The organism is Aeromonas sp. s4 (assembly GCF_040907855.1).
Lineage (GTDB): Bacteria > Pseudomonadota > Gammaproteobacteria > Enterobacterales > Aeromonadaceae > Aeromonas > Aeromonas caviae.
This window is the reverse complement of the sequence record NZ_JBFOCP010000047.1, coordinates 28556-41643: the sequence shown is the minus strand read 5'-3', so window position 1 is coordinate 41643 and position 13088 is coordinate 28556. Positions and strand designations below refer to the sequence as shown.

The window sequence follows — 13088 nt, the reverse complement described above, 5'->3', positions numbered from 1 at the left end:
CAGACCATGGCAAACGCCCTCTATGACAAAGGCCGCGAGAAGTTTCTCACCGGCGCCATCAACGCCAGTGCCGACACCCTCAAGTGCGCGCTGATCAAAGACACCTACGCCCCCACCCTGGGCAGCGACGAGTTTTTCAGCACGCTCTCGTCCCACGTGGTCGGCACCCCGCAGACCCTGACCAGCAAAACGGTCACCGGCGGCGTGCTGGACGCCGCCGACGTCACTTTCAGCGCCGTGCCCACGGCGGCGGTGAAGTATTGCGCCATCTACAAAGACACCGGCAGCGCCGCGACCAGCCCGCTGATCGCCCTGTTCGACACGGCGGCGGGCCTGCCGGTCAGCACCAACGGCGGCGACATCATCATCGCCTGGGACAACGGCCCCAATAAGATCTTCAAACTCTGATGGCAACCCTCTATCCCGTCTGGCGCGGGTCACTGACCTATCACGACGGCACCCTGTCATTCGATGGGGCGGCGATCTACCGGGGCACCCTGCAGGGTGACGATGACCCCGCGCCGGTCGCCATTGCCGGGGTCAGTATCGGCCTGTCACCGGTCGGGATAGCGGCAGGACCAATCGGCAGCATGGCGGCATTACAACGCGCCAGGCCCGCCGGGGTCAGTCAGTTCGCAGCAGGCACGGGCAAACTGACCCATCGCACCGCCCCCGGCGCCATCGAGGCTAGCGCCTATGGCACCCCGGATACCACCGCCCGCGCCAGCGTGGGGAGCCTGGGGGATCTGCTCGCCATGGGCGCGGCCGAACTCACCCCCCTCGTCCGCGTGCCGGGGCTCAGTGCCGGTGCGCTGGGCATCGCCACGCTCAGGACCAGGCTTGCGGCTGGCAGCATGCAGCCAGACGCCATTGAGGCGCCGACCTTGGGGCAGCGCTTCGCTCCTGCAGGGGTTGATCCGGGTGCCCTGGGCAGCCACCGGGCCCGAGTGCGCCAGCTCGTCGGCGCTCTGTCTGATGGTCAGAGTGGTGCCCCAAGACTCAACACCCGACTGGCTCAGGCCGCGACCCCGTTCACGGGCGCAGTGGGGAGTCCCGTCGCCAAGTACGCGCGGATCCTCTATCCGCTGGCCCCGGCGGTCCCTCTCCCCGGTCTGCCCGCCATCACCGCCGCACTGGTCCCGGCCCCGCTGCTGCCTTCGGCACTCTCGCCGATTGCCAGCTCCGCGCGCCTGACCACTCGGGGCTTTGATGGCTGCACGTTCGGCGCGGCCAAGGTGCATCGTTTGCCCCTGCCATTGCCGACCACCCGGGATCTGCTGCCACCCTCTGCCACCCGGCTGGAGCACCTTGCCGCGGCCACCCTGGCCAGCACAGTGACGCCGGAGGTGATCACCACCACCCGCTTTGCTGACACCTGCCCCGCCCCGCTGCTGCCCTGGCTCGCCTGGGCAAGGTCGGTGGATTGGTGGGAGCTGGCCGAGTCAGAAGACCAGCAGCGAGCCCTCATCAGCGCCTCGTTCCGCCTGCACCAGCGCAAGGGCACCCCCTGGGCCATCAAGGAGGCGCTGGCCGTGCTGGGCTTTGGCGACAGCACCATCATCGAACGCGCCACGGGCCGCCGCTATGACGGCACGCTCGCATACAACGGCAACGAACCCCACGGGGATCCGTCCCAGTGGGCCGTCTATCGCGTCATCCTCGCCCGCCCGGTCACCACCGTGCAGGCAAACCGCATCCGGCGCCTGCTGGCAGAGATGGCCCCGGCCCGCTGCCATCTGGCGGCCCTCGATTACACCCAGGCGCCCCTGACCTACAACGGCGCCGCAACCTACAACGGCAACTACAACCACGGAGCCTCCTGATATGGCGAATTTACAAGAGGTGGTGAGCTGGGACGCAGGCGTCTATCAGCTCGAAACCAGCGACCCGGTGCTCGGCGGCCCGGGGGGTACTTCCAACAAGCAGGCCCAGGCGCTGGCGAACCGCACTGCCTACCTGAAAAAGCACATGGATGACCTGGAAGGCGGCACCACCGCTGCGGGCAAGGCCAACAAGCTCACCACGGCGCGCACCATCGCCGTGGCCGGGGATGTGACCGGTCAGGCCTCCTTCGATGGAAGCGGCAACATCTCCATCACTGCCACCTATAAAAACTCCGGGGTCGTGGCGGGGACCTATCGGTCCGTCACCGTCGATGCCAAGGGCAACGTCACCGCCGGCAGCAACCCCACCACCTTGTCGGGCTATGGCATCACCGATGCACTGCCTGCAACAGGAACGGCCGCCGCAGCCCAGAAACTGGCTACCGCTCGTACCATTGCCTTGGCTGGCGATGTCACAGGTCAAGCTAACTTTGATGGCAGCGGCAATATCTCCATCACTGCTACCTATAAAAATTCTGGGGTGGCCGCTGGCACTTATCGCTCGGTAACGGTCGATGCCAAGGGCAACATAACCGCCGGCAGCAACCCCACCACCTTGTCGGGCTATGGCATCACCGATGCGGTTTCATCGACGCAATATGCCACTGAGGCAACGAAGGGTATCGCGGCAACAGCCACCCAGGCCGAGGTCGACGCGGGGACCGATGACAGCAAGTTTGTGACGGCTAAAAAGCTGATGGCCGCACTGACCAAAGACATCGCGGCGAATGGCTATCCGGCGGGCGCCCCGATCCCCTGGCCGCTTGAAACACCACCTGACGGCTATCTGATGATGACGGGTCAATCGTTCAGTGCGGCGACTTACCCCAAGCTGGCGCTCGCATACCCGGCGCTGGTTTTGCCAGATATGCGGGCGGAGTTTATCCGGGGCTGGGATGCAGGAAGGGGGGTTGACCAAGGCCGCGCCATGTTGAGCAAACAACTAGCAACTGGAGTCGAGTCATACGGGATAAATGAAACTTCCGGGGCATTTAGATTGGTCACACGCCCCATCTCAACGACCTCCATTAACGGCACCAACTACGCCACTGCCGACTATGACTCACAAGACTCCATCGCTGCGACAGGCCCATATCCTATGGCGAACATGAGCAGTTTTGGCTCTACGCAGGGAGCTCGCTTCCGGGTTCGTCCCCGTAACATCGCATTCAACTACATCGTGAGGGCAGCATAATGAACGAACCGATCGTCATATGGGGAGAAGATGGGTTTGCTTCTTCTTCCGGTTGGGCCACGGTATTTGCCGCAAACCCGATTACTGGTGAATACCTGTCGCAACAGCAGGTCTGGGTATCCGTGGGAACGGGGCTCCCTGCTGGTGCCTATCTGGATGAACCGGATCAAACCGCACCAGGGAAAGCCATTGTTCGTAGACAGACAGGCTGGGAGTCCGTCGACGACTATCGTGGTCAGACTGCATACGACAAGAGCACCCGCCAACCCATTACCATCTATGAGCTCGGAGAGCTGCCGCTGGCCCTCACTCTCACCCCGCCGTCATCCCCATTCGACGTGTGGGATGCGGACCTGTTGCGTTGGGTGAAAGACCTGGAGCAGGAAGATGCAGTGCTGGCACAGCAAGCGCAGCAGAAACGTCTCACCTTGATGAGCGAAGCCAGTCAGGAGATCGCCGTGCTCACCGACGCACTGGATCCCAATGTCATCAGCGAACCGTCAGCCGATGACCAAGTGAAACTCATCGCCTGGAAGGCTTACCGCGTTGCCCTCTCCAAGGTCGACCAGCAGGCTGGCTATCCTCATACCATCACCTGGCCGACGCCCCCGGGGGATTCCGCCACCGAATAACCCTTGAGTCCGACCACCACCCCGCCCTGTGCGGGGTGTTTCGTGACTGCCGTCATCCGCCACCTTGTCACCGCTTCGCCAGTGTGTGCGGCCCTCACACACTGGCCACCGCTCGCCTGACATCCCCTACCCCTGCATCCTGACCCTGCTCGCATCACAGGCATTACCTACGCACAGAATGCTCCGTCCGGACAACAGGAGAACCTATGGCACTGGACCAATTTCACCACGGCGTGCGCGTCGTGGAAGCCAACGAGGGCACGCGCACCATCCGCACCGTCGCCACGGCGGTGATCGGCATCATCTGCACCAGCAGCGATGCGGATGCCGCTTACTTCCCCCTCAACAAACCCGTGCTGATTGCCAACCTGCCGGCGGCCATCGCCAAGGCGGGCAGCACCGGCAACCTCAAGCGCTCGCTGCAAACCATCTATGACACCGTCAACACCATCGTCATCGCCGTGCGCGTGGCCGATGGCGCCGACGCCGCCGAGCTGACCAGCAACATCATCGGCACCATCCTGCCGGATGGCAGCTATACCGGCCTCAAGGCACTCGAACGGGCCGCCCCGGTCACGGGCGTCAAGCCGCGCATCCTCTGCGTGCCGGACAACTGCACCCTCCCCATCGCCACCGCCCTGGCGGGCGCTGCCAAAAAGCTGCGCGCCTTCGCCTATGTGCCGACCATCGCCGACACCGTCGAGGCGGCGCTCGCCTACCGCGAGAATTTCTCCAGCCGCGAACTGATGCCGATCCACGGCGACTGGACCGCCTGGGACACCGCCGCCAATGCCAGCATCAAGCTCGATGCCTGCCTCAAGGCGGCCGCCATGCGGGCATTCATCGACAAGGAGATTGGCTGGCACAAGACCCTGTCGAACGTCGGCGTGACCGGGGTCGACGGCATGACCAAGGCCCTGTTCTGGGATCTGCAAGACCCCGATACCGAGGTCGGCCTGCTCAACGCCAACGAAATCACCGCTCTCATCCGGTCCGATGGTTTCCGGTACTGGGGTAACCGCACCTGTTCCGATGACCCGCTGTTCGCCTTCGAGAACTACACCCGCACCGCCCAGATACTGGCCGACACCATGGCCGAGGCGCACATGTGGGCCAACGACAAACCGCTTACCCCCACCCTGGTGAAAGACATCATCGAGGGCATCAAGGCCAAGGGCCGGGAACTGGTGGCGGGCGGTTACCTGCTCGGCTTTGACTGCTGGTACAACGAGGAGCTCAACGACAAAGACACCCTCAAGGCCGGCAAGCTGCGCATCGATTACAACTACACCCCGGTGCCGCCGCTCGAAGACCTCGGCTTCATCCAGCGCATCACCGACACCTACCTCATCGACTTCGGCGCCCGCGTCGCGGCCGCCGCATAAGGAGCCACCATGGCACTGCCACGCAAACTGAAACACGGCAACATCTTCATGGATGGCGAGAACTGGATTGGCGTCGCCGAAGACTTCACCCCGGCCAAGCTGAGCCAGAAATTCGAAGCCTATCGCGGCGGCGGCATGATGGGTGCCGCCAACATCCACATGGGGCTGGAAGATGGAGCCCTCGACACCTCCTTCACCTTCGGTGGCGCAGAGGCCGCGCTCGTCAAACGCATGGGTCTCGCCAAGATTGACGGCGTCGCCCTGCGCTTTGCCGGTTCTTTCCAGCGTGACGACACCGGCGAAATCGTCTCGGTCGAAATCGTGCAGCGCGGCCGCTTCAAAGAGCTGGACCGGGGCACCTTCAAGAGCGGCGACAACACCCAGAGCAAAGTCAGCATGGTCAACACCTACTACAAGGAGACCATGAACGGCGTCGTCCTGTGCGAAATCGACCTGCTCAACATGATCTGGATCGTCGACGGCGTCGACCTGATGGCCGAGCACCGCAAAGCCATCGGCCTCTAACCCACCCAACAACCCAACGGGCGGCCCTTATCCAAACAGAAAGTGCCGCCCTCACCACATCACCAGGACGCAACACCATGGAACACAAGACAGTGACTCTCGACCAAGCCATCCAACGCGGCGACACCACCATCACCGAGGTTCAACTGCGCAAGCCCAAGGCGGGCGAAATGCGCGGACTCAACATGGCCGATGTGCTGCAGATGGACGTTAACGCCCTCACCAAACTGCTGCCCCGCATCACCACCCCGATCCTGACCGAGCTCGAAATTGGCAATATGGACCCGGCTGACCTGCTGCAACTGGGTAGCGAGGTGGCCAGTTTTTTGATGCCGAAGAAAATGGGCTACCTGGCTGCATAGATGACCTGATGGCCGACATCGCCATCATCGCCCACTGGCCGCCCTCCGAGATGGCGGCCATGGAGATCAGCGAGCTGATGGGCTGGCACCAAAGCCTCGTTGAAACCCACAACCGCATCAACGGGGCAGACGAACAATGAACCCTCTCAAACTGCAAATCCTCCTCGGGGCGGTCGACAAGCTCACCGCCCCCCTCAAGGCCGCCAGCGGCCAGAGCAGAACCACGGCCAAAGACCTCGCCGAGACGAAAAAGCGCATCAAGGAGCTCGAGACCCAGAGCGGCCAGATTGACGGCTATCGCACCCTGGGAAGCCAAATTGGCGCTACCCGCGCCCAGCTCACTGCAGCCCAGCGCGATGCCCAGCAGATGGCCCAGCAACTTGCCCGGGTCGAGCAACCAACCAAGGCCATGACCCGCGCCATGGAGCAGGCAAAACAGAAGGTGCGCGACCTCTCCCAACAAGAGCGGGAAATGGTCGCCCGTCACGGCAGCCTGAAACGGGCCCTGGGCGAGGCAGGTATCAACACCAAGCAGCTCGGCGAACACCAGCGCCGCCTCAAGACCGATCTGGCTTCCGCCAATACCCAGCTCGACCAGCAGCGCGCCAAGCTGGGCCAACTGGCCGACCAGCAAAAGCGCCTCAACCAGGTCAAGGCCAGCTATGACAAGACCATGTCGATGCGCGGCACCATAGCGGGCTATGGCGCCGCAGGCATGGCAACCGGTGCTGCGGCCATCTACAAGGGCACCAACATAGCCAGCAAGGCCATGGGCTTTGATGTCGACATGTCCAAGGTGCAGGCGATCACCAGGCTGGACAAAGGCAGCAGCGAACTGGCCGCCTTGCGGGCTCAGGCCCGGGAGCTCGGCGCCAATACCGCCTTCACGGCGGGCGAAGCGGCGCAGGGCCAGGGCTTCCTCGCCATGGCTGGCTTCACACCCAAGGCGATCCGTGACGCCATGCCTGGGGTGCTCGACATCGCCAAGGCAGGGGGTGTCGAGATCGCTGCCGCAGCGGATATCGGCTCCAACATCCTGACCGGCTTCAAGCTGCCGGCAAACCAGATGACCCGACTCGGGGATGTGATGGTCGGCACCTTCACCCGCGCCAACGTCGACTTGCAGATGCTGGGGGAAACCATGAAGTACGTGGGCCCGGTAGCGGCGGGCCTTGGCGTGGATCTTGAAACTGCCTCCGCCATGGCGGGCAAGCTGGGGGATGCCGGTATCCAGGGCAGCATGGGCGGTACCGCCATGCGGGCCATTCTCGGCCGCCTCGCGGCGCCCCCCAAGGCCGCACATGACGCGCTCGCCGCCCTGAACGTGAAGACCGCCGATGCCGCCGGTAACCTGCGCGCCCTGCCCGATATTCTCGACGAGCTCTACAAGAAGACCAGCAAGATGGGGGACACCACCCGATCGGGCTACTTCAAGGCCATCGCCGGTGAGGAAGCCTTCGCCGCCCTGGCCGTACTGACCGAACAGGCGGGATCCGGCAAGCTGCAGGAGCTCATCGCCACCTTGAAGCAATCCCAGGGCGAGGCGGGCAAGGTCGCCAAGGTCATGGCTGATAACGCCATCGGTGATCTGGATAACCTCACCTCCGCGTGGGATGACGTGGGCATCCAGATGATGGAGACCGAGAACGGCCCGATGCGCGGGATCATCCAGCGCATCACCGAGATTATCCAGGTCACCGGCAACTGGATGCGGGCCAACCCTGAACTCACTTCCACCCTGACCCGCATCGCGGCCGTGACAGCCGTGGCCGCCGCCGCTGGCGGTTCACTGCTACTGGTCGTGGCTGGCCTGCTGGGTCCGCTGGCGGCCATCAAGATGGGAATGTCGATGCTGCTGGTCTATGGGAGCCCCCTGCTGACCTTCATCAAGGCACTGACCATGGGCATGGTCAGGCTCGGCATCGCCATGCTCACCAACCCCATTGGCTGGTTCATCATGGGCATTGTGGCCATCGCCGCTGGGGCTTACCTGCTCTACAAAAACTGGGATGGCGTCGCCGCATGGTTCAGCGGATTGTGGGCGCAGTGCCAGGCCCCTGCGCTCGCCTTCTGGGCGCTCCTGAAAGAACTCTTCTCATGGACCCCCATCGGCATGCTGACTATGCACTGGGGCGAGATCTGGGCCTTCTTCGACACCTTGCCAGCAGGGGCGGCCAACAAGGGCAAGGCCATCGTCGACGGTCTGATTGGTGGCATCACTGCGAAGTGGGAGAGCCTGAAAGCCAAGATAAAAGCCCTCACCGACCTGCTGCCGGACTGGATGAAAGGGGGTGGCTCGGTCACGGCCAACGTCAACCCGTCAGGCTACCTCACCGGAAACTACAACACTGCCGCCATGGCCGGGGGATCCGGCTACGGTCCGCGCATCGTGACGCCGCCGCGCCCAGTAGCCAGAGGCAGCACCACCACCGAGATCAACGCCCCTATCCACATCGTCCAGCAACCGGGGCAATCCGGCGCGGATGTGGCGCAAGAGGTGCGCCGCGAACTGGACAGACGCGAACGGCAGGCCGCTGCCAATGGCCGCGCCTCCCTGACCGACCGCAACTAAGGAGCAACAGCCATGATGATGACCCTGGGCTGGTTCGTGTTTATGCGCTCGACCCTCGCCCCCCTCTCACAACAAGACGAACGGGCATGGCGCCATCCGGGCAATAACCGGATCGGTGCTCGTCCTGCCTATCAGTTCCTCGGCCCAGATGATGAAACCACCACCCTGAGCGGGGTGCTGCTGCCCGAAGTGACCGGCGGCCCCGTCTCCCTCGACTTGCTCAACAATATGGCTGACAGCGGCCAGGCTTTCCCCCTGATCCAGGGGGATGGCGTCATGCGTGGGTCATTCGTGATCGAGGGCATCAGCACCACCCGCAGCGAGTTTTTCAGCGATGGCACCGCCCGCAAAATCGAGTTCACCATCAAGCTCAAGCGGGTCGATGACAACGACAGATCCCTTGTCCAAACCCTGCTGGGCCGCACCGCGGGCAACCTCTTTGGCCGCCTGGGCCTGGGCAAGCTGGTCGGCAGTATCGGCAACAAGCTCGGGGGGCTTCTCTGATGGGGGCTTTCGACCAGTTCGGCACGCGATTGGCCGAAAACTTGGGGCTGACCAATCCGCTCGACGCCTTGCGCCAAGGCCACCCGGTACCGGCTTACCAGGTACTGGTCGACGGCAAAGACATCTCGGCCGCCATCAGGCCGCGCCTGATGTCGATGACCATCACCGACAACCGGGGCTTCACCGCCGACACCATCGAGATCACCCTCGATGACAGCGACGGCCAGCTCGATATGCCACGCCGGGGCGCCACCCTGCGCGCCCTCATCGGCTGGCAAGGCCAGGCCCTGGTTGACAAGGGCACCTACAAGATCGACGAGGTGGAGCACGGCGGGGCCCCGGATGTGCTCACCATACGGGGCAAGTCAGCCGACCTGCGCGGCGGCATGAACAAACTACGTGAGCAAAGTTGGCACCAGACCACCGTGAGCGGCATCGTCAGCCAGGTCGCCGCCCGCTACCAGCTCACGCCCTGCGTGGGCGACTCACTCAAGGGCCAGCAGATCGACCACATCGACCAGGCCAACGAGAGCGATCTCGCCTTCCTCACCCGCCTGGCTGGTCAGTGCGATGGCATCGCCACTGTCAAGAATGGCCGCCTGCTGTTTATCAAAGCTGGCCAGGGCACCACCGCGAGTGGCCAGCCCCTGCCCGCCATCACCATCACCCGCCAAGATGGCGATCAGCATCGTTTCTCGGTTGCCGACCGGGATGCCTACACGGGCGTGACCGCCTACTGGCAAGACAACAAGGAGGCGGAAAAGAAGCGAGTCGAGGTGAAGCGCAAGAAGAAGAGCAAGCCGAAACAGGAACGGCCCTTGCCCCCGGGGGTCATGGTGAACAAGCAAGAGAACGAGCTGCTGGTCGGTAGCAGCGAGAACGTCAAAGAGTTGCGGCATGTCTATGCCAGCCAGGCAAATGCCATGCGGGCCGCCCGGGCTGAATGGGAGAAGCTGCAACGCGGCGTGGCCGACTTCCAGATCACCCTGGCGATGGGGCGCCCTGAACTCTACCCGGAGCAACCCACCACCGTCAGAGGGTTCAAGCCCCAGATTGACGAGGCCGACTGGCTGCTCACCCAGGTGGTGCACGACCTCACCAACCAAGGCTTCACCAACCGCCTGCAGCTCGAAGTGAAGCTTGAAAAACTCCCAGAATAAAAAATGGCGGCAGAGCTTACACTCTGCCGCCACTCTCGATCATCAAATCCCCTGCCGCCACTTTGCCGCCACCACGACCATTATCGCCTTAGCGAACAACAGTAAGCCATTGATTTACAACAAATAAAAAGACAATCAAGTCAACACGCCAAAGAGCATAGAACTTTTTTGGCATGCTATCGATCTCAACGAGTTATAAAGCAATCACTTATGAGGCGAGAACCCGGCAAAGAGACGGGTTCAGGTCAATTCTGGCACCCCGTTTCCCGAATTTTGCTTGCACTTTTTCGGCCTCGGGGCTGACGCCTCGGCGGCAAAAACGGATGCAATGCGAACAGGGATGGGGTGTAGCTGGCGGCCATCTCGGGTGGACTCCCGATCTCGGGCCGGCTGTTGGGCCGGTATGATAGCACTCTTTATGGATAAATTGAGCGGCAAACGTATGCGAAAAACAGGAAATGTCCGCCATCTTCCGCTCTGTCGCCCTTTTGGGAGGGCTCCGGCGACACCGACAGGTTAGCCGTTTGACACACATTCCATGACATTCGGGCAAAAAAATAGCAGGGGGAGGAGAGGATCCTCACGCACCTGCTGCTGTTACCTGTGACGCCTGCGAGCCTTAACGGCGGGTGGCGTAGGGATTCGGGTAGTTGAAGCCCTGGGTATAGAGAGATTGGGCAAACCAATAGGTTGAATTGCTGCCTGACATCATAAACTCCTGATTGCTTAACAAGTTACGTACCTTAATGCGGGTTCACATCCTTGAACTGACACTCGGTTCCATGGAGGCGCACTTGCTTTGCTTCGGTTCCCTGGAGGCATTGATTGTCATCCTGACAAGTGGGCTGGCCACGGCGGCTAATTTACCACCCGGCGCCAAAAAGACAATATTTTTGTGACCAACATCACATAATTGATGATGTGCTGACACGAATAAGGCAGGCAGTGAAGTTCGCCATCCATGCTCCCTTTCCCAGCACAAGCAGAGCGTCATTTGCGCTGATCGCTCACATTTTTGCGTGATTGACTGTATTATCGTTATCCTTTTCCCCGGCCCGCAGAGTGGGGCCCGACATTTTCCATGCTGGTAAGGAGTCCCGACGTGGCACAGCTCAGTTCTCTGTCTCCCAAGTTGATTTGGCAATTCTTCGAGCAGATCTGCTCCATCCCCCACCCCTCCAAGCACGAAGCCCAGCTGAGCGCCTGGATCGTCGCATGGGCCCAGGGAGAAGGCCTGGCGGTCAAGCAAGATGCCGTCGGCAACATCATCATCAAGAAACCGGCCACACCGGGGATGGAAAACCGCAAGGCCGTGGTGCTGCAAGCCCACATCGACATGGTGCCCCAGGCCAACGCCGACACCCAGCACGACTTCACCACCGATCCCATCGATGCCTACATCGATGGCGAATGGGTCACCGCCCGTGGTACCACCCTGGGTGCCGACAACGGCATGGGCATGGCGGGCTGCCTGGCCGTGCTGGCCGACAAGACCATCAAGCACGGCCCGCTGGAAGTGCTGCTGACCACCGACGAAGAGACCGGCATGACCGGCGCCTTCGGTCTGGAAGCGGGCTGGCTGGAAGGCGAGATCCTGCTAAACACCGACTCCGAAGAGGATGGCGAGGTCTACATGGGCTGCGCCGGCGGGGTGGATGCCAATATCCGCTTCCCCCTGGAGCTGGTCGCTGCCACCGAGGGTGAAGGTTTCGAGCTGCAGGTCAAGGGCCTGCGCGGCGGCCACTCCGGGGTCGACATCCATCGTGGCCGCGGCAACGCCAACAAGCTGCTGGTCCGTCTGCTCAAGGCCGCCGAACCGCTGGGGGTGCGCCTTGGCGATCTCAGCGGCGGCACCCTGCGCAACGCCATCCCCCGCGAGGCCCGCGCCAGCCTGCTGGTGCCCGCCGCCAGCGTGGCTGACTTCAAGGCTCTGGTAGACCGCTACGCCGGCATCTATCAGAGCGAGCTGGCCGCCACCGAGGCCAACCTCACCGTGCTGCTCACCGCCCGGGAGAAACCGGCCCAGCTCATGAGCGAGTCCCTGCAAAGCCGCCTGCTGGATGCCCTGATGGCCTGCCCGAACGGGGTGATGCGCATGAGCGACGCCATCCCGGGCGTGACCGAGACCTCCACCAACCTGGGTGTCATCAAGACACTCGAGGGGGAAGTCTATGTGCAGTGCCTGATCCGCTCCCTCATCGATTCCGGTCGCGAGAACATCGAGCAGATGACCCGCTCCCTGTTCACCCTGGCTGGCGCCAGCTGCGAGTTCACCGGCGCCTACCCGGGTTGGGCCCCGAACGTTGACTCACCGGTCATGGCGCTGGTGCGTAGCAGCTACCAGACCCTGTTTGGCGAGATGCCGAACGTCATGGTGATCCATGCAGGCCTCGAGTGCGGTCTGTTCAAGAGCGCCTACCCGGACTGGGACATGGTCTCCTTCGGCCCGACCATCCGTGGCGCCCACGCACCGGGGGAGAAGGTACACATCCCGGCGGTCGAGCGTTTCTGGCAACTGCTGGTTCACGTGCTGGAACATATCCCGGCCAAGTAAGCCAGCTCACGACCATATCGATGCCCCGCCCCGTGCGGGGCATCTTTTTTGTACTTCCTCCTCGGCCACCTCTCTCATATCCCCGACTCCATACGTGGCCCTGGCTTGAAATCGTATCCATGAACAGGTCTGCATTTGAAAACCCTTTCCATGATTTATGTAAATTTACAACACAAAAAGTTGATCCAGCTCACATATACCCCTAGGATCAGAACGTGACCAAGGTCACACAACCCATGAACCACAGAGAAACGAGGTCATCATATGTTCGAGAATCTGGCAGTGCTGTTCCACCTGAAGGGTGCAACCAGCAAGA

General features: G+C 62.3%; 12 protein-coding genes. All 12 read left to right on the top strand.

Features of this window, described 5'->3' with window-relative positions; translation table 11 throughout:
* Positions 1-6: 6 nt before the first annotated feature.
* The 12 genes from AB5Y89_RS15735 (at position 7) to AB5Y89_RS15680 (ending at position 12772) form a co-directional block, all read left to right on the top strand.
* Positions 7-408: a hypothetical protein gene (locus AB5Y89_RS15735; RefSeq protein WP_368224126.1), complete on the top strand. Its 402-nt coding sequence runs from the start codon at positions 7-9 to the stop codon at positions 406-408.
* Positions 408-1823, top strand: coding sequence for a phage tail protein I (locus AB5Y89_RS15730; protein ID WP_368224125.1), 1416 nt, complete (start codon positions 408-410; stop codon positions 1821-1823). Before AB5Y89_RS15735 ends, AB5Y89_RS15730 begins: the two co-directional genes overlap by 1 nt.
* Position 1824: 1 nt before the next feature.
* On the top strand, positions 1825-3078 hold the full coding sequence (locus AB5Y89_RS15725) for a tail fiber protein (RefSeq protein WP_368224124.1): 1254 nt from the start codon (positions 1825-1827) through the stop codon (positions 3076-3078).
* Complete coding sequence (locus AB5Y89_RS15720) at positions 3078-3710, top strand: tail fiber assembly protein (protein WP_368224122.1); 633 nt, start codon at positions 3078-3080, stop codon at positions 3708-3710. The genes AB5Y89_RS15725 and AB5Y89_RS15720 overlap by 1 nt, the downstream gene beginning before the upstream one ends.
* Positions 3711-3922: 212 nt before the next feature.
* Complete coding sequence (locus AB5Y89_RS15715; RefSeq protein WP_368224188.1) at positions 3923-5095, top strand: phage tail sheath protein; 1173 nt, start codon at positions 3923-3925, stop codon at positions 5093-5095.
* A gap of 9 nt (positions 5096-5104) precedes the next feature.
* A complete protein-coding gene (locus AB5Y89_RS15710) occupies positions 5105-5620 on the top strand; it encodes a phage major tail tube protein (protein WP_270825179.1) in 516 nt (171 codons plus the stop codon).
* A 77-nt stretch (positions 5621-5697) separates the two neighbouring features.
* Entirely contained in the window at positions 5698-5982 is a 285-nt protein-coding gene (locus tag AB5Y89_RS15705; RefSeq protein ID WP_048209085.1) for a phage tail assembly protein, read from the top strand.
* An 8-nt stretch (positions 5983-5990) separates the two neighbouring features.
* Complete coding sequence (locus AB5Y89_RS15700) at positions 5991-6122, top strand: GpE family phage tail protein (RefSeq protein ID WP_368224121.1); 132 nt, start codon at positions 5991-5993, stop codon at positions 6120-6122.
* Complete coding sequence (locus AB5Y89_RS15695; protein ID WP_368224119.1) at positions 6119-8554, top strand: phage tail tape measure protein; 2436 nt, start codon at positions 6119-6121, stop codon at positions 8552-8554. The genes AB5Y89_RS15700 and AB5Y89_RS15695 overlap by 4 nt, the downstream gene beginning before the upstream one ends.
* 12 nt (positions 8555-8566) lie before the next feature.
* A complete protein-coding gene (locus tag AB5Y89_RS15690; RefSeq protein WP_104452358.1) occupies positions 8567-9058 on the top strand; it encodes a phage tail protein in 492 nt (163 codons plus the stop codon).
* Positions 9058-10218 (top strand): phage late control D family protein, encoded by a 1161-nt coding sequence (locus tag AB5Y89_RS15685; protein ID WP_368224117.1) that lies wholly within the window; start codon positions 9058-9060, stop codon positions 10216-10218. The genes AB5Y89_RS15690 and AB5Y89_RS15685 overlap by 1 nt, the downstream gene beginning before the upstream one ends.
* A gap of 1102 nt (positions 10219-11320) precedes the next feature.
* A complete protein-coding gene (locus tag AB5Y89_RS15680) occupies positions 11321-12772 on the top strand; it encodes an aminoacyl-histidine dipeptidase (RefSeq protein ID WP_045525722.1) in 1452 nt (483 codons plus the stop codon).
* Positions 12773-13088: the final 316 nt, after the last annotated feature.

Excerpts from the sequence above, each read along its gene's own strand:
- AB5Y89_RS15685 (WP_368224117.1), top strand. The coding sequence starts at position 9,058 with ATGGGGGCTTTCGACCAGTTCGGCACGCGATTGGCCGAAAACTTGGGG.
- AB5Y89_RS15700 (WP_368224121.1), top strand. The coding sequence starts at position 5,991 with ATGGCCGACATCGCCATCATCGCCCACTGGCCGCCCTCCGAGATGGCG.
- AB5Y89_RS15690 (WP_104452358.1), top strand. The coding sequence starts at position 8,567 with ATGATGATGACCCTGGGCTGGTTCGTGTTTATGCGCTCGACCCTCGCC.
- AB5Y89_RS15695 (WP_368224119.1), top strand. The coding sequence starts at position 6,119 with ATGAACCCTCTCAAACTGCAAATCCTCCTCGGGGCGGTCGACAAGCTC.
- AB5Y89_RS15730 (WP_368224125.1), top strand. The coding sequence starts at position 408 with ATGGCAACCCTCTATCCCGTCTGGCGCGGGTCACTGACCTATCACGAC.
- AB5Y89_RS15725 (WP_368224124.1), top strand. The coding sequence starts at position 1,825 with ATGGCGAATTTACAAGAGGTGGTGAGCTGGGACGCAGGCGTCTATCAG.
- AB5Y89_RS15705 (WP_048209085.1), top strand. The coding sequence starts at position 5,698 with ATGGAACACAAGACAGTGACTCTCGACCAAGCCATCCAACGCGGCGAC.
- AB5Y89_RS15735 (WP_368224126.1), top strand. The coding sequence starts at position 7 with ATGGCAAACGCCCTCTATGACAAAGGCCGCGAGAAGTTTCTCACCGGC.
- AB5Y89_RS15720 (WP_368224122.1), top strand. The coding sequence starts at position 3,078 with ATGAACGAACCGATCGTCATATGGGGAGAAGATGGGTTTGCTTCTTCT.
- AB5Y89_RS15710 (WP_270825179.1), top strand. The coding sequence starts at position 5,105 with ATGGCACTGCCACGCAAACTGAAACACGGCAACATCTTCATGGATGGC.